We start from the raw sequence: 14685 nt of genomic DNA on the forward strand, positions 1-14685 counted from the left end.
CCTTCTGACTCACCTCTGACGATCAGGCCGTTGCAGCGGTCCTGATCAGTTCCACTACCAGCGGAGAAAGCTCGTTTCGCAGTGCCGCACGCTCGGACTGGAACAGTGTGGCGGCGTAAAAACGGTGCCCTGGCAGCTCTACCGACCGCACGTCGCCTTCGTTATCGTGACCGCTGATCATCAGCGGGTGCCGTTGGAGATCCGCAACAAACTCCGGATTAACGCCGAAGTTGCAGTGATAGCCTTCGTGCGTTTCCAGCTTGCCGTAGACACGGGCGGCCAGCGTATTAGGCTGGAAAATAATGGCTCCGGTTTTTTCAACCAGCGAACAGCTCAACGGGGCGATCACCAGCCGGCCACCCTGGTCGGTTTCCGCATGTCCGGCGTCGTGCCAGCCCATCACGTTACGGGCGTATTCCACAATCGCGTATTGAAAACCGCCGCAAGAGCCCAGGAAGGGAATGTTTTGCTCGCGTGCATGGCGGATGGCCATAAAGGCGCCGTCATCGTGATTATACGGGCTGCCAGGCACCACCCAGATTGCATCGTAATCTTGCAGTACCGAAGTCGCGGTAATGCTTTCTGTGGGCAGCCAGTGGGATTGAATGTCGACGTTAAGGTGTGTGGCGGTGAGCTGGAGAGCGATGGGGATGGCCTGGTGAGAAACGGCCTGGGGTTGGTAGTCGCCGACCAGAGCAATACGGACTTGAGCTTTCATCATTTCCTTTTCCTGTGCGGGTAAAAAAGGAGATTACAGCAAAGATAAACGCCAATCCGCAGTTTTTTAAATCCGACGCACGAAAAAGCCCGGCATTGGCCGGGCTGATGAATGTTGTTTTTGGCTCAGTACAGCGACGGGGCGCCGGCCGGCCGGGTTTTGAAGCGACGATGCAGCCACATATACTGTTCTGGCGCCCGCATGATCTCTTTTTCCACCACTTTATTCATGTAAGCCGCGGCGGCAATCTCATCGGCGATAGGGTAATTTTCCAGCGCCGGTTGGATCAACAGGTCATAGCCACGGCCTTTCTCGCGACGGATCAGAACCACGGGCACCAGCGCCGGTTTGGCCATGCGCGCCAGCATAAAGGTCCCACTGGTGGTGGCGGCCTGATCGACGGCGAACAGTGGCGCGAATACGCTACCGCGTGGGCCGTAGTCTTGATCCGGGGCGAACCACACGGCTTCGCCGCGCTTGAGGGCATGAACCATGCCGCGTAGATCTTTGCGATCGAGCATGGCCTTGTTGGAACGCATGCGACCCTTGGTCTGCGCCCATTCCATCGCTTTATTGTTGTGCGGGCGGTACATCGCCATCATGGGCTGACACAGGCCCATGGCACGGCCACCCAGTTCCAGCGACATAAAGTGCACACCAATGACCAGCACGCCGCGTTGGTTCTGCTGCGCCATTTTCAGGTGATTGATGCCGGAGACGTTGAACCAGCGCTTGACGCGTTTATCTGACCAGAACCAGGCCATACCGGTTTCCAGCAGGCCCATGCCGAGGGATTCGAAGTTGCCTATCACTTTACGCTCGCGCTGAGCTTCGTCCATATCCGGGAAACACAGTTCCAGGTTACGGCGGGTGATGGAAACGCGGCGTTTCAGGAAACGCATCGAGGTGCGGCCCATCCACACGCCGAGCTTGTGCAGCACCGGATAGGGGAGTTGAACCAGTAAGAATAAGCAGGCCAGGCCGAACCAGGTAAACCAATAGCGCGGGTGCAGCAGGGCCGGTTTGAATTTTTGCGGACGCTTCATATGAACTCGTTTATGCATTAAGAGGGGCAGCAACCTGTAACGCATAAGGATCCACTCAATTGCGATACAACCACTCAGACACCCAAATACCACTATGGTTTAGCCAAATTCCATAATTGACCAAATCTTTACACTCGAAGGGCGGTTCGCGCTGCTATCAGGCTTCGGAAGGAGGGCTGTAGGCCAGCGAAGGCGGTCCAAGACTGATCAGTTTACCACACAACATCTGGGGGAGGATCCGAATATTCCGATTCCCGTGGGAGAGGAAACGATGAATTTTGCGTAAGCGTTTTTGTGCAAAAGATGCGGAAAAAAGCCGGGAAAAACTGCATCTTAATATGAGGGAATACGGTAGGTTATGAAGGCCAAGTTTGCTTTATGTCATGGCGGAGTTCATTTATATGGATTATGCGATTGTGGTTTTTTTACCCAGCGGAAGGGGGGATTTGTGCTGTGGATCCTCATCGATTATGTTATCTCAATGCATTGTTTTTTCATGGTTTTTATCGTTAGTGGCTATCATGGTGAAATATTTTGATACCGCGTGATACATTTTATTTTTCTTTAATGTTCATTTTTAATTCTCATCCAGTAAAATTGCGGCTTGTGAATTCTTGTACTGGCTTTTTATCGCAATACGGAATATCGTTTTTGCCGTAGTACCAGTGGTTAAAATTAACATTTCAAAAAATTCAGTGGGATCGCTCACTGCTACTGCATTGGTAAAACGCCGACTCTTACTCTGACTCATACCCAATCTCGATAAATATCTTATCCAAGTGTCTAATCACGCCAGGGGATGGTTTCCTGGCGAAAACAGCCGTCTGTTAAATAAAAAACTAATGTGTCAATTAAGCTTTGTTCCTATGAGCAATGGCTGCGGGGCGCTATTTGCCATCGCTGGATTGGATATTAATTTATTTTCCATCACAAGCAATGAAATGAATAAGGGGCAGAAATGTACTCATGGTATCTCATTTGCTATCGTTCCAGATTACATGCGAAGGTTATTGAGGAAGTAAAACGAATTGGCGTTGAATGTTATATGCCAATGAAAACCCGGTTAACATTACGTGCCGACCGGAAAAACTCTTTTAGAACCCACACTACGCCGTTATTTCCAGGTTATTTATTCGTGCGATTTTCACCAGAGGTTACGCACACCACTTTAATTGCCAAGCAAAGTAGCGTGCAGGGCTTCGTTCGTCTGGGAAGGGATATTTGTATTGTCCATCAAAATATTATTGATGCCATCAGATGTCTGTCTTTCAGGCTGGAGAATAAAGATGAGAAGTTAAGCTATATAGAGTGTAAAAACCTTTCCCCTGGCATGTTAAAGGAAATAGAAAAAGTCATCAGGTTGGAAAGTCCGGAAATGAGGGTGCAAACCTTGTTGCAATATCTCTCTTATTCAGTCCAACATCCAGCGGCCTTATTGGCAAACGGATAATGAATTTAATGGGCATGGCTTGAAATGTCACCTGATATTGGCAGGTGCTATCTCTGGCGCTGTTTTAATCCCGGCATACTTGAAATTGCCTCGCTGTTGGTTACTTTCGCTTACCGCCTTGATGCAATACTCATTATTTAGGGATTTCATTTAATAATAAGGAGTTCTCTAATGAGCGTAAGAACAAGGTTTGCGCCGAGCCCAACGGGTTTTTTACACGTTGGCGGCGCAAGGACGGCTCTCTATTCCTGGCTCTACGCGCGCCATAATCACGGCAAGTTTATCCTGCGTATTGAAGACACCGACGTTGAGCGGGAAAAAGAGGGGGCGGTTGACGCTATCCTGGACTCGATGAAGTGGCTGGGCATGTATTGGGACGAAGGGCCGTTCTACCAGACCAAGCGCCTGGAGCGCTACAACGAGGTGGTCGATCAGCTGTTGGCGTCTGGGCAGGCCTACCGTTGCTATTGCAGTGAAGAACGGTTGAATGCGCTAAAGGCCCAGCAGGAAAAGAACAAAGAGAACTTTATTTACGATCGTCACTGCCTGCATCACCTGGGGCATGATCCCAGTCAGCCCCATGTGGTGCGTTTGAAAAGCCCACAGCAGGGTGTTGTGGCCTGGGACGATATGATCCGCGGTCGTATTGAATTCAACAACAGTGAGTTTGACGATTTCATTATTCGCCGTACCGACGGTTGGCCGACTTATAATTTTTGTGTCGTGGTCGATGATATCGACATGCGGATGACGCATATCATCCGCGCCGAAGAACATATCAATAATACACCGAAGCAAATTTATGTTTACCGGGCGTTGGGGCTGGAGCTGCCAGTATTTGCTCATGTTTCGCCAATACTCGGGGATGACGGTAAAAAACTCTCCAAGCGCCACGGGGCGGCCAACGTGATGCAATATCAAGAGGAAGGTTTTTTACCTGAGGCATTACGCAACTATTTGGTGCGTTTGGGCTGGGGATATCAGGATAAGGAAATTTTCTCATTGGAAGAGATGATTACCCTGTTCGATATGAACAGCGTTAGCAACTCACCCAGCGCATTTAATACGGAAAAATTACTGTGGCTCAATAAACATTATATTGCCGCAGCAACGGTTGAACGTTTATTGCCCGATCTGCAGTGGCAACTCGAACGACTGGCTATTCATACGGAAGATGGCCCACCGCTGGATCGGGTTGTCGCGCTGTTAAAAACGCGAGCCAGAACCATGAAGGAAATGGCAGAAGCCTGCCGTAGTTATTACGGTGAATATCAGTGTAACAACCAGGAAACTTACGAGCAGTTGCTTGCCTCGGCGCACCCAACGGTTTTCTGTGAAATCTATCAGCGTTTCTCCACGATAGACGACTGGCAAAGTGCCGAGATTAACCAGGTGATTGGCGATATTTCCAAAGAATACGGTACGTCGTTAAAAGACATCAATATGCCATTGCGGTTATTTATTCTTGGGGCAAAAGATACGCCATCGTTAAATGACTGTTTGGCTGTGTTGGGAAAAGAAAAGACGCTGACACGGTTGCAAAGAGTCATAGCGAAAATGTCGGATAAATAATAGGTAACAGGGCCGACCATCGTAAGATTAATCACGATGGTCGGGATATATTAGGCTGGGTGACAACCAATATTAATTCCTGAAGGAGGTACGTCTAAGCGTAATTATTAGCGGTATCCACGGCAACTTTCATGAAAACACATCAAATAAAAAGAGGTGATTTATTATGACTAATCAATATATGCCTATCTATTCCACTGAGGTGGCTCAACACACTTTATCTGAGGGGAAGATCCCAGAATCATCCAGCTGCCCGAGTTCTGTTTTGAATTTGATTAAAGATCGTTTAATGCTAGACGGCAATGAAAAACAGAATTTGGCGACTTTCTGCACCACCTGGTCAGAACCTGAAGTCGACGAACTGATGAAGCTGGGATCGGTAAAAAACCTGATTGATAAAGAGTTGTACCCAGAAACGGCAAAAATTGAAGTGTGCTGTACAAAAATGCTGGCAGGGTTGTGGCATGCGCCAGACGTGAATAATTCAATTGGTACTTCCTGCGTGGGGTCCAGCGAAGCGGCAATGCTGGGTGGTTTGGCGTTGAAACGCAACTGGCAGCAAAAACGCAAGGCGAAAGGGCTGGACACTTCCAAGCCAAACCTGGTCACTGGCCCGGTACAAATTTGCTGGAAAAAATTCTGTACCTATTTTGAGATCGAGCACCGCGAGGTGCCCATCCGCGAAGGCGCCCTGTGCGCCCACCCCGACGACATGGTTAATTACATCGATGAAAATACCATCGGTGCGGTTCCTACCTTCGGTACGACCTTTACGCTGGTGTACGAAGACGTGCTTGGCCTGTCCAATGCGCTGGACAAGCTACAGAAAGAGCGTGGCCTGGATATTCCGATCCACGTCGATGCGGCATCCGGCAGCTTTATTGCGCCTTTCGTCGAAGAGCAAAGCCACATCGTTTGGGACTTCCGCCTGCCGCGCGTGAAATCCATCAACTCTTCCGGCCATAAATACGGCCTGGCCCCGCTGGGTCTGGGTTGGGTGGTCTGGCGTGAAAAACAAGATTTGCCGGACGATCTGGTGTTCTACGTTAACTATCTCGGCGGCAACATGGCGACTTTCGCCCTCAACTTCAGTCGTCCTGGCGGTTCTGTGATTGCGCAGTACTACCAACTGCTGCGCCTGGGGAAAGAAGGCTACTCCGAGATCCAGCAAACCTGCGTGGATACCGGTAAATTCCTGGCGCATAAATTGGCCGACTTCCCTGAGTTTGACATGCTGTACAGCAGCGAGGGCGGTTTGCCGGGCGTGGTCTTTACTCTAAAAGACGATGTCAAAGGCTTCACTTTGTATGACCTGCAAAATCAGGTGAAACAGCGCGGTTGGCAAACGGCGGCATACCCGCTGCCCAACAACCGTCAAAACACCATCATTATGCGCGTTCTGATCCGCTATGGCGTCAGCACCACGCTGATGAACCTGCTGGCGCAGGATATCCGCAACATTGTGGACATGTTGAAGGCCAACGCCATCACTCACGAGTCCGTGCTCTGCTGAGCGCCTCCTGACGGCATTCACGCCGTATCCCAAAGGGGACGTCAAACAAACTGACGTCAGTGCTCAGCGTGTAAGCAGGCCATGTTCCTGCCCCTCTGAGCGACTCCCGTCTTTGGTTTGACAGACCTTCTTACTGAGCGCCTATGCACCCTTTAGCGGTGCCTGGGTGCTTTGTCGCGAAAAGGTGACTAATGAGCAGTCAAACAACGACCTCGGGCAAAATGAAGTTCGGGACGATAGTCCTGTTCGGCATTAACTGCCTGCTGGGGGCAGGGATCTTCATCACCCCCGGCAAAGCTTATTCTGAACTGGGGATGAACCTGTTTCCGGTACTGGTGGTCTGCGCCGTCCTGGCTCTGATCATGGCGTTGGCTTTTGCTGAAATGGCCGGCATTTTTACTAAAACCGGTGGGGTTTACGTTTACGTTAGCGCCACTTTTGGCCCCTTCCTGGGGTTTAACATTGGCTTTATGCGTTTTCTTGCCGCCTGCGTAGCATTGGCGGTGCAAGTGGCTGCATTGCCAGGGATCATAACGACTGCGTTAGGTATCCATTTGGCTCCAGCCCACTCGGCGATGATCAGTATCGCTTTTGCCTGTGTGCTCTGCGGTATCAACTTGATCTCGGTAAAAGTGATGTCGGTGTTTACCCGTGTGAGCAGTTGGCTGGTATTGGCGGCGTTAATCAGCTGTATCCTGGTTTCTTTCAGCCACTTCGATCTGGCTAACTTTACCGATGTACCAGGGTTGGTGGCGCAGTCGACCGGGGTTGAAGTCCCCGCGTTTGGTCATTTGACCTCGGCGGAGTTTTCAGGCGGCTTCCTGCTGTTGTTTTATGCGATGGTGGGTTTCGAAAATATCGGCGTTGCCTCGCAAGATATGGAAAACCCTACCCGCGACATTCCACGGGCGATCATTCTGGTGCTGTTGTCGGTCACCGCGCTGTATTTCCTGCTGTTTGCTTCCGTTATTGGGTCTATGGGCGGCGAGCATCTGGCGTTTTCCGATAACTCTGTGGCGGACAGCGTGGGGATGGTTCTGGGCAACGGCGCTCGTGCGATCATGTCCTTGGGCTCGGTGGTTGCCCTGTTTGGCATCGGTCTGGCCATGTGCTTTGCCGGGCCGCGTAATCTGGTGCCGCTGGCGGTGGATGGCTTCCTGCCGGAGTCAGCCGGGGCCAACAACAAACGCGGCGTACCGGCCAAGTCGATCATTGCGATGCTGGTGGTGACCATCATCTTTATCGTCCTGGCGAATGCCATGTCGAAAGAGTCCTTTGTGCTACTGGTGGAGGTGGCAACGGTTTGCCGTCTGCTGCAGTATCTGGCGGTGATTGTCGGTATCTTTGTGGTGCGCAAGAAAAAGATGCAAGGGACTTACCGTATGCCGTGGTTCCAGGTATTGGTGCCTATTTGCGTATTGGTTTGCCTCTATCTCGGATCATGCACCCCGCCAACCGTACTGTTGATTACGCTTGGGCTGATAGTGATTTCCCTGCTGGTGTACTTCTTGTACGCGCTACCGCGAGCGAAACGGATGGATGAGTCGGGAGATGACGGCCACCACCACGGTCATCATCACGCGGCTTAACAAGGCTTAATAAACAGAAAGGCGCTGCCCGCAGGGGGAAGCGCCTTTTTTACGTTCTGTTGGCACGGCAAACAAGAAAAAGGCGCCGCCTCTTGCGAGGTTGCGCCTTTTCAACATGCCAACTGACTAGTATCAGTTCATGCCGTATTTTTTCAATTTCTTACGCAGCGTACCGCGGTTGATGCCCATCATCAGGGCTGCACGGGTCTGGTTGCCACGGGTGTATTGCATCACCATGTCCAACAGTGGCTGTTCAACTTCAGCCAATACCAGCTCATACAGATCGTTAACGTCTTGACCGTTCAGTTGAGCAAAATAGTTCTTCAGTGCTTGTTTAACCGAGTCACGCAGAGGCTTTTGAGTCACTTGGTCCTGTGAGTTCACGGTTGAAACGGTCAGTACGTCAGAATTTACGCGTTGTTCGAACATAGTTCTGTCAGCTCTTTTTTGTTACGCAAGATTTTCGAAATATGCCTCCAACGCCTCCAGCTGTTCGCTGGCATCCTCTATGGCGTTGAATGTGCGCCGAAACTGGTCATTCGGGGCGTGCTCCTGGAGATACCAGGATACGTGCTTACGAGCAATCCGGAATCCCTTGCCTTGGCCGTAAAAGCCGTGCAATTCCCGAATATGCCCTATCAACAAACGCTTAACCTCGCCAAGTGGCAGAGGGGGCAGCAGTTCCCCAGTGTCCAGATAATGCTGGATTTCCCGGAAGATCCAGGGTCTCCCCTGAGCAGCGCGGCCTATCATCAGGGCATCAGCCCCAGTGTAGTCGAGCACTGCTCTGGCTTTATGCGGGTCAGTAATGTCGCCATTCGCGATAATCGGAATGGAAACATTCTGCTTAACTGCCCGAATGCTGTCATATTCCGCGTCGCCGTTGAACAGGCAGGCACGGGTTCGGCCATGAATAGTCAGGGCTTGTATACCACAGTCTTCGGCCAGTTGGGCAATCTCTACACAGTTACGGTGTTCTGGCGCCCAGCCGGTGCGGATCTTAAGCGTTACCGGCACATCCACAGCGTTAACCACCGCGTGGAGGATCTGTTTAACCAGATCCGGGTACTGCAGCAATGCAGACCCTGCAAGCTTCCGGTTCACTTTCTTGGCCGGGCAACCCATATTGATGTCGATGATCTGTGCGCCGCTGGCCACGTTAATGCGCGCCGCGGCGGCCATATCATCCGGATCACATCCGGCAATCTGCACGGAACGGATCCCTGGTTCATCGCTATGGACCATACGCAGACGCGACTTATCCGTCCGCCACACCTCCGGATTGGAGGAGAGCATTTCGGATACAGCCATCCCAGCACCCATTGCATGACATAGGGTCCTAAATGGGCGATCTGTAATGCCGGCCATCGGGGCCGCAATCAGGCAATTTGTAAGCTGGTGGTGTCCAATGCGCATAGACAAAGAGTAACCATACTGTGTCCGCAAGGGCGCGTATATTACGCATTTTTGCGTTCAGATGAAAGGCCAAACTTTGACCAATTAGCCGCTATTCGGCAATCAAAATGCGGTTTGCCAGGATTCATAAAAATATTATATATATTTAACAATGGGTTGAGTATTCTTGGTCAATTAGTGCGCTATAAAATATTCCCAACACAACAGAATTTTATCTGTAATGAGTCTCGATTCAGCCAGATAACGGCAGTAATTTAGGGCATTTGTCAGGGTATTGCGTTGAGAATGGGCAGAATTACGCTGAAATCGCGTGGTGGAGGTTTTGGGGGGATCGACTTGTTCACCGCCGGTATCAAGCCGGCGGTAAGTGTTGCTCCTATAGCCTTAGTCGACGATGACCCGGCCATTCAGCGGCTGCAGCGGGCGATTGTTTGTATGGTGAATTACGGCGCGGAATTGGGCTATCTGCTCAGCTGATGCGCTGACGGGCTTATCCAGCACCAACCAGCTTACACCTTCGGAACAAGGGGGCGTGGTCAACGAGCCGCTGAACCGATAGTAGTTAAAATGCTCGGGTAACAGCGCTTTGATATCCAGCGGTGTGGCCAGTACGGCGGTTTGATCGACGGTGGTCGGCATTTGCCGCCATGCCTGTACCAGCTGCGAGTTGGTTTTGCCTTGCTGGAACATCAATGCCAGTACTGCCAGTTCACCGTCTTGGTCTTTATAGACAAAGTGTGCCTCCATGGGGTACTGCTTGCCGTCAATTTCGTTTTCGCTGGGGGCGTGGAAGTGGAATTGCTGCAGTGTGAAGGTATCGTTATCCAGCACTAACGTATTGCCGCCACTGACGTTTAGCTGCACGGTATGGCCGTTATTGACGATCTGTTGCTTGCCCGGTTGGAAAGCGAGTTGCAGTTTGCCGTGCTCGGTTTTCAGGACCCCTTTAATATTGACTGGCGACTGATTTTTACCGGTTTCGCAAAGCGAAAAATCCGGGGAAAGTTTGCCCCAATGTGCAGGATCTTCCTGCCCTTCATAGCCCCAATGAGCGTGCTCAGCGGCGTTAACAGAAACGCTGTAGAGCAGTAAAGCACCGAGTAACAATTTTCCTTTCATTGCCAAGCCTTATTTAAAAAACGGTAATATTCTCTGGCAGCCGGCAGATAAAAACCGGCTGTCACTACATCTGCAGAAGAATACACCCGCGTTTTGTCGGGAAACATCAGCGAAGTCTTGGAATAAAAAAAACCACCGTAACGGGTTAAGTTATCGGTGGTTTTTGTCGGGCAGTAATGGCGTTACTTGCGTTGACCGGTGATGCGGCACCACTCTTCGCGCTCTGCGACCGGATCCAGCGTGAATTTCTCTTCATAGGCTTGCGCCACGCTTGCCGCCTGAGTGGCCAGCACGCCTGACAGGCCCAGATAACCGCCGGACTTGGGCAGACAGCCGATCAGCGGCGCCAGCTCACGCAATGGGCCGGCCAGGATATTGGCGACGACCACGTCGGCCAGCAGATCGGCCGGCTGGTCTTTTGGCAGATACAGCTCCAGACGCTCTGAAACGCCGTTACGCTGCGCGTTGTCGCGACTGGCCTGAATGGCCTGGGGATCGATATCGATGCCGATAGCGCGCGCTGCACCGAGCTTCAGCGCGGCAATGGCCAGGATGCCGGAACCGCAGCCGAAGTCGATAATGGTTTTACCGGCCAGATCGAGGCCGTCCAGCCACTGCAGGCACAGCGCGGTAGTCGGATGGGTGCCGGTGCCAAACGCCAGGCCCGGATCCAGCATCACGTTGACCGCGTTCGGATCGGGCACGTCGCGCCAGCTTGGGCAGATCCACAGACGTTCGCCGAAGCGCATCGGGTGGAAGTTGTCCATCCACTCGCGCTCCCAGTCCTTGTCTTCCAGCTGTTCGATTTTATGACGGAAGCCGGCGCCCAGCAGCGGGTGCTGCTCCAGCATGGCGACCACGTCGGCCATGTCGGTTTCGGCGTCGTACAGCCCGATCACATCAGTATCGCCCCACAGCAGGGTTTCGCCTGGCAGCGGTTCGAACACCGGATTGTCGTGGGTGTCCTGGAAGGTGACTGATACCGCGCCGCTTTCAACCAGCGCGTCGCTCAGGTCTTCCGCCTGGCTGCCGGTGGTGTTCAGTTTTAGTTGGATCCAAGGCATAACAATTCTCTTTAAGAGGGTAATGATGACGCCACCCGGCGTTTTTCGCCGATGACGTTACCGATATAAAACGCCAGCAGGCCAAGCAGCAGCGAAGGCACGATAGGATGCAATCCCGCCAACTGCAGGTTGAAGCCGGCCAATAGCGTATAGCATACCGCACCCGTCACCATTGAGCTAAGTGCTCCCTGCGCGTTGGCACGTTCCCAGTACAGGCCCAGCACCAGCGGCCAGAGGAATACCGCTTCCAGGCCACCAAATGCCAGCAGGTTCAGCCAGATGATCATTTCCGGCGGTCGCCAGGCCGCCAACAGCACCAGCAAGCCCAGGATCAGCGTGGTCAGGCTGGAGAAGCGTTTGATCAGGCGTTCGTTCTGCATCTGCTGTGGGCGCACGCCCAGGTAGAGATCTTTAATGATAGTGGCGGAAGATTGCAGCAGTTGCGCGTTAATGGTCGACATGATCGCCGCCATCGGCGCAGCCAGGAAGATACCGGCGGCATAAGGCGGCAGCACGGTGATCATCAGCGTCGGGATCACCTGATCGGGGATCTTCAAATCCGGCAACACCGCGCGGCCCAGCGCGCCGGCCAAATGCATGCCAAACATCAGCACGGCGACCACTATGGTGCCGAGGATGATGCCGCGATGTACCGCTTTGCTGTCTTTGTAGGAGATGCAGCGCACCGCCGTGTGTGGCAGGCCAATGACGCCGAAGCACACCAGGATCCAAAACGAGGCCATAAACGGCAGGCTGAGGATCTGTTCGCCTCCCTGCGGTGACACCAGCGCGGGATCAATCTGTTGCAGCTTATCTACGGCGCTGTGCAGGCCTCCCGCGGCGTGGATCACCGCAACCAGCAGCAGCACGGTACCGACCAGCATCACCAGCCCCTGCATCGCGTCATTCAGCACGCTGGCGCGGAAGCCACCAAAAGCGGTATACAGCGCGATGCTGATGCCGAAGATCAGCAACCCGGTGTCATAAGGAATGCCGGCGGCGGTTTCCAGCAGGCGTGCACCACCGATAAATTGCACCGTCATGGCGCCCAGGAACGCCACCAGCAGGCTGAGGCTGGCCAGCCAGACCAACAGACGGCTTTGATAGCGGCCGTACAGCATGTCGTTCAGGGTGATGGCGTTGTAGCGGCGCGCCAGAATGGCAAACTTCTTGCCCAGCACGCCGAGCGAAAGCCAAACTGCCGGCAGTTGGATCATCGCCAACAATACCCAGCCAAGGCCGTATTTATAGGCGGCGCCGGGGCCACCGATGAACGAACTGGCGCTGATATAGGTGGCGGTCAAGGTCATGGCCAGCACGAAGCCGCCCATCGATCGGTTGCCCAGGAAGTATTCGCTGAGGAAGTTGCCGCTCTGGCGTCGGCTGTAAGCGTAAACCGACAGCCCAAACACCAGCACCAGATAGGCGACCAGCGGCAGAATGACTTCAGTTTGCATCGCCGTCCTCCAGCGAAATGTCGCGGAATACGCCGCGCACCATCAGCCAGCACAGGCCAGTGAACAGCAGCGGTACCAACAGGCAGGCCATTTCGAACCAATGCGGCAGGCCGGTAATGCCGGATTCGCTGTCCGGCAGATAGGCGGCCAGCGACCAGGCCAGCAGATAAAGCAGCGTCAGGCCCAGCGCCCAGCGTGCCTCGCGGTGAGCTTGAATAAAGCGAGTTTCCATCCGTTTCTCCAATAGATATACGGCTATGGATTTGCCAAAGGTAGGGAATTCTACGGCAAGACCGGATTTTGCCAAGCCGTTACCTCGCCCAAGGTAAAAAAGAAAAAGGCCGGTGATTAACCGGCCTTCTGTCAGGCGATGCGCATAGCCAGCCTTAGGTTTCCTGCAGACCGAGCTTCTTCTCCAGATAGTGGATGTTGGTGCCACCGTGCTGGAAGTTTTCGTCGCTCATGATCCGCTGCTGCAGTTCAACGTTGGTTTTGATGCCATCGATGATCAGCTCAGCCAGGGCGTTCTTCATGCGGGCAATCGCCACGTCACGGTTTTCACCGTAGGTGATCAGTTTGCCGATCATGGAATCATAGTACGGCGGTACAGTATAACCGGCGTAAATATGAGATTCCCAACGCACGCCGAAACCGCCTGGCGCATGGAAACGGGTGATCTTGCCCGGGCTTGGCAGGAAGGTGTTCGGGTCTTCGGCGTTGATACGGCATTCTACCGCGTGGCCGTGAACCTTCACTTCGTCCTGTTTGATCGACAGCGGCTGACCGGCAGCGATACGCAGCTGCTCTTTGATCAGATCCACGCCGGTGATCATTTCGGTAACCGGGTGCTCTACCTGAATACGGGTGTTCATTTCGATGAAATAGAACTCGCCGTTTTCATACAGGAACTCGAAAGTCCCCGCGCCGCGGTAACCGATTTCCACACAGGCTTTCGAGCAGCGCTCGCCGATGTAACGGCGCATTTCGCTGGTGATGCCCGGTGCCGGAGCCTCTTCAACCACTTTCTGGTGACGACGCTGCATGGAGCAGTCGCGTTCGGCCAGATAGATAGCGTTACCCTGACCGTCCGCCAAGACCTGAATTTCGATATGGCGTGGGTTTTCCAGGTATTTTTCCATGTAAACCATGTCATTGTTGAAAGCCGCTTTGGCTTCCGCTTTGGTCATGGAAATGGATTGCTCGAGGTCTTTGTCGCTGCGCACAACGCGCATGCCACGACCGCCGCCGCCGCCGGACGCCTTGATGATGACCGGGTAACCGATGCGCTTGGCGAAGGCACGGTTTTTATCCATGTCGTCGGTCAGCGGGCCATCGGAGCCAGGTACGCAAGGCACGCCGGCTTTCTTCATGGCGTTGATGGCAGAAACCTTGTCGCCCATCAGGCGAATGGTTTCGGCTTTCGGGCCAATGAAGATAAAGCCGGAGCGTTCGATCTGCTCGGCGAAATCTGCGTTTTCAGACAAGAAGCCATAGCCCGGGTGGATCGCCACTGCGCCGGTGATTTCCGCCGCAGAGATGATAGCCGGGATATTCAGGTAGCTTTTTACCGATGGCGCAGGACCGATACACACGGTCTCGTCAGCCAGCAGTACGTGTTTCAGATCGCGATCGGCTGTCGAGTGCACGGCAACGGTTTTGATGCCCAGCTCTTTACAAGCACGCAGGATACGAAGCGCGATCTCGCCACGGTTGGCGATAACAATTTTATCAAGCATGTTCG

General features: G+C 53.1%; 14 protein-coding genes. 4 read left to right on the forward strand and 10 right to left on the reverse strand.

The window, feature by feature from the left end:
- Positions 1-22: 22 nt before the first annotated feature.
- The 3 genes from ACGS9J_RS07825 to ACGS9J_RS07835 all read right to left on the reverse strand — a co-directional run bounded on the left by ACGS9J_RS07825 (position 23) and on the right by ACGS9J_RS07835 (position 2515).
- Complete coding sequence (locus ACGS9J_RS07825; RefSeq protein ID WP_442230394.1) at positions 23-721, reverse strand: CTP synthase C-terminal region-related (seleno)protein; 699 nt, start codon at positions 719-721, stop codon at positions 23-25.
- Positions 722-843: 122 nt separating this feature from the next.
- Entirely contained in the window at positions 844-1764 is a 921-nt protein-coding gene (gene lpxP / locus ACGS9J_RS07830; RefSeq protein ID WP_442230395.1) for a kdo(2)-lipid IV(A) palmitoleoyltransferase, read from the reverse strand.
- Positions 1765-2341: 577 nt separating this feature from the next.
- Positions 2342-2515, reverse strand: a complete 174-nt coding sequence (locus ACGS9J_RS07835) for a hypothetical protein (RefSeq protein ID WP_442230396.1) — start codon at positions 2513-2515, stop codon at positions 2342-2344.
- A 207-nt stretch (positions 2516-2722) separates the two neighbouring features.
- Here ACGS9J_RS07835 and ACGS9J_RS07840 point away from each other — a divergent pair, with 207 nt between their 5' ends.
- From ACGS9J_RS07840 to ACGS9J_RS07855, 4 genes are all read left to right on the forward strand, one after another.
- The gene (locus tag ACGS9J_RS07840) at positions 2723-3214 is read left to right on the forward strand and encodes a transcription termination/antitermination NusG family protein (protein ID WP_442230397.1); all 492 of its coding nucleotides are present in this window, start codon (positions 2723-2725) and stop codon (positions 3212-3214) included.
- Positions 3215-3385: 171 nt separating this feature from the next.
- Positions 3386-4786: a glutamate--tRNA ligase gene (gltX, locus tag ACGS9J_RS07845; protein ID WP_442230398.1), complete on the forward strand. Its 1401-nt coding sequence runs from the start codon at positions 3386-3388 to the stop codon at positions 4784-4786.
- Between the two features lie 166 nt (positions 4787-4952).
- Complete coding sequence (locus ACGS9J_RS07850) at positions 4953-6299, forward strand: glutamate decarboxylase (protein WP_442230399.1); 1347 nt, start codon at positions 4953-4955, stop codon at positions 6297-6299.
- 191 nt (positions 6300-6490) lie between these two features.
- Entirely contained in the window at positions 6491-7888 is a 1398-nt protein-coding gene (locus tag ACGS9J_RS07855; RefSeq protein WP_442230400.1) for an APC family permease, read from the forward strand.
- 132 nt (positions 7889-8020) lie between these two features.
- Here ACGS9J_RS07855 and fis read toward each other — a convergent pair whose 3' ends face one another.
- The 7 genes from fis to accC all read right to left on the reverse strand — a co-directional run bounded on the left by fis (position 8021) and on the right by accC (position 14680).
- Positions 8021-8317, reverse strand: coding sequence for a DNA-binding transcriptional regulator Fis (gene fis, locus ACGS9J_RS07860; protein ID WP_000462905.1), 297 nt, complete (start codon positions 8315-8317; stop codon positions 8021-8023).
- Between the two features lie 21 nt (positions 8318-8338).
- On the reverse strand, positions 8339-9304 hold the full coding sequence (gene dusB / locus ACGS9J_RS07865) for a tRNA dihydrouridine synthase DusB (RefSeq protein WP_399672697.1): 966 nt from the start codon (positions 9302-9304) through the stop codon (positions 8339-8341).
- Between the two features lie 384 nt (positions 9305-9688).
- Positions 9689-10423: a carbonic anhydrase gene (locus tag ACGS9J_RS07870; RefSeq protein WP_442230401.1), complete on the reverse strand. Its 735-nt coding sequence runs from the start codon at positions 10421-10423 to the stop codon at positions 9689-9691.
- A 182-nt stretch (positions 10424-10605) separates the two neighbouring features.
- Positions 10606-11487, reverse strand: coding sequence for a 50S ribosomal protein L11 methyltransferase (prmA, locus tag ACGS9J_RS07875; RefSeq protein WP_442230402.1), 882 nt, complete (start codon positions 11485-11487; stop codon positions 10606-10608).
- 11 nt (positions 11488-11498) lie between these two features.
- Entirely contained in the window at positions 11499-12944 is a 1446-nt protein-coding gene (gene panF, locus ACGS9J_RS07880; RefSeq protein WP_442230403.1) for a sodium/pantothenate symporter, read from the reverse strand.
- Positions 12934-13176 (reverse strand): YhdT family protein, encoded by a 243-nt coding sequence (locus ACGS9J_RS07885; RefSeq protein ID WP_442230404.1) that lies wholly within the window; start codon positions 13174-13176, stop codon positions 12934-12936. Before ACGS9J_RS07885 ends, panF begins: the two co-directional genes overlap by 11 nt.
- Positions 13177-13330: 154 nt before the next feature.
- The gene (gene accC, locus ACGS9J_RS07890) at positions 13331-14680 is read right to left on the reverse strand and encodes an acetyl-CoA carboxylase biotin carboxylase subunit (RefSeq protein ID WP_442230405.1); all 1350 of its coding nucleotides are present in this window, start codon (positions 14678-14680) and stop codon (positions 13331-13333) included.
- Positions 14681-14685: the final 5 nt, after the last annotated feature.

Origin of the sequence: Serratia quinivorans (assembly GCF_052113645.1) — a bacterium.
Lineage (GTDB): Bacteria > Pseudomonadota > Gammaproteobacteria > Enterobacterales > Enterobacteriaceae > Serratia > Serratia quinivorans_B.

Coding starts and splice junctions, on each gene's coding strand:
- ACGS9J_RS07825 (WP_442230394.1), bottom strand. CDS start 721: ATGATGAAAGCTCAAGTCCGTATTGCTCTGGTCGGCGACTACCAACCC.
- lpxP (WP_442230395.1), bottom strand. CDS start 1,764: ATGAAGCGTCCGCAAAAATTCAAACCGGCCCTGCTGCACCCGCGCTAT.
- ACGS9J_RS07835 (WP_442230396.1), bottom strand. CDS start 2,515: ATGAGTCAGAGTAAGAGTCGGCGTTTTACCAATGCAGTAGCAGTGAGC.
- ACGS9J_RS07840 (WP_442230397.1), top strand. CDS start 2,723: ATGTACTCATGGTATCTCATTTGCTATCGTTCCAGATTACATGCGAAG.
- gltX (WP_442230398.1), top strand. CDS start 3,386: ATGAGCGTAAGAACAAGGTTTGCGCCGAGCCCAACGGGTTTTTTACAC.
- ACGS9J_RS07850 (WP_442230399.1), top strand. CDS start 4,953: ATGACTAATCAATATATGCCTATCTATTCCACTGAGGTGGCTCAACAC.
- ACGS9J_RS07855 (WP_442230400.1), top strand. CDS start 6,491: ATGAGCAGTCAAACAACGACCTCGGGCAAAATGAAGTTCGGGACGATA.
- fis (WP_000462905.1), bottom strand. CDS start 8,317: ATGTTCGAACAACGCGTAAATTCTGACGTACTGACCGTTTCAACCGTG.
- dusB (WP_399672697.1), bottom strand. CDS start 9,304: ATGCGCATTGGACACCACCAGCTTACAAATTGCCTGATTGCGGCCCCG.
- ACGS9J_RS07870 (WP_442230401.1), bottom strand. CDS start 10,423: ATGAAAGGAAAATTGTTACTCGGTGCTTTACTGCTCTACAGCGTTTCT.
- prmA (WP_442230402.1), bottom strand. CDS start 11,487: ATGCCTTGGATCCAACTAAAACTGAACACCACCGGCAGCCAGGCGGAA.
- panF (WP_442230403.1), bottom strand. CDS start 12,944: ATGCAAACTGAAGTCATTCTGCCGCTGGTCGCCTATCTGGTGCTGGTG.
- ACGS9J_RS07885 (WP_442230404.1), bottom strand. CDS start 13,176: ATGGAAACTCGCTTTATTCAAGCTCACCGCGAGGCACGCTGGGCGCTG.
- accC (WP_442230405.1), bottom strand. CDS start 14,680: ATGCTTGATAAAATTGTTATCGCCAACCGTGGCGAGATCGCGCTTCGT.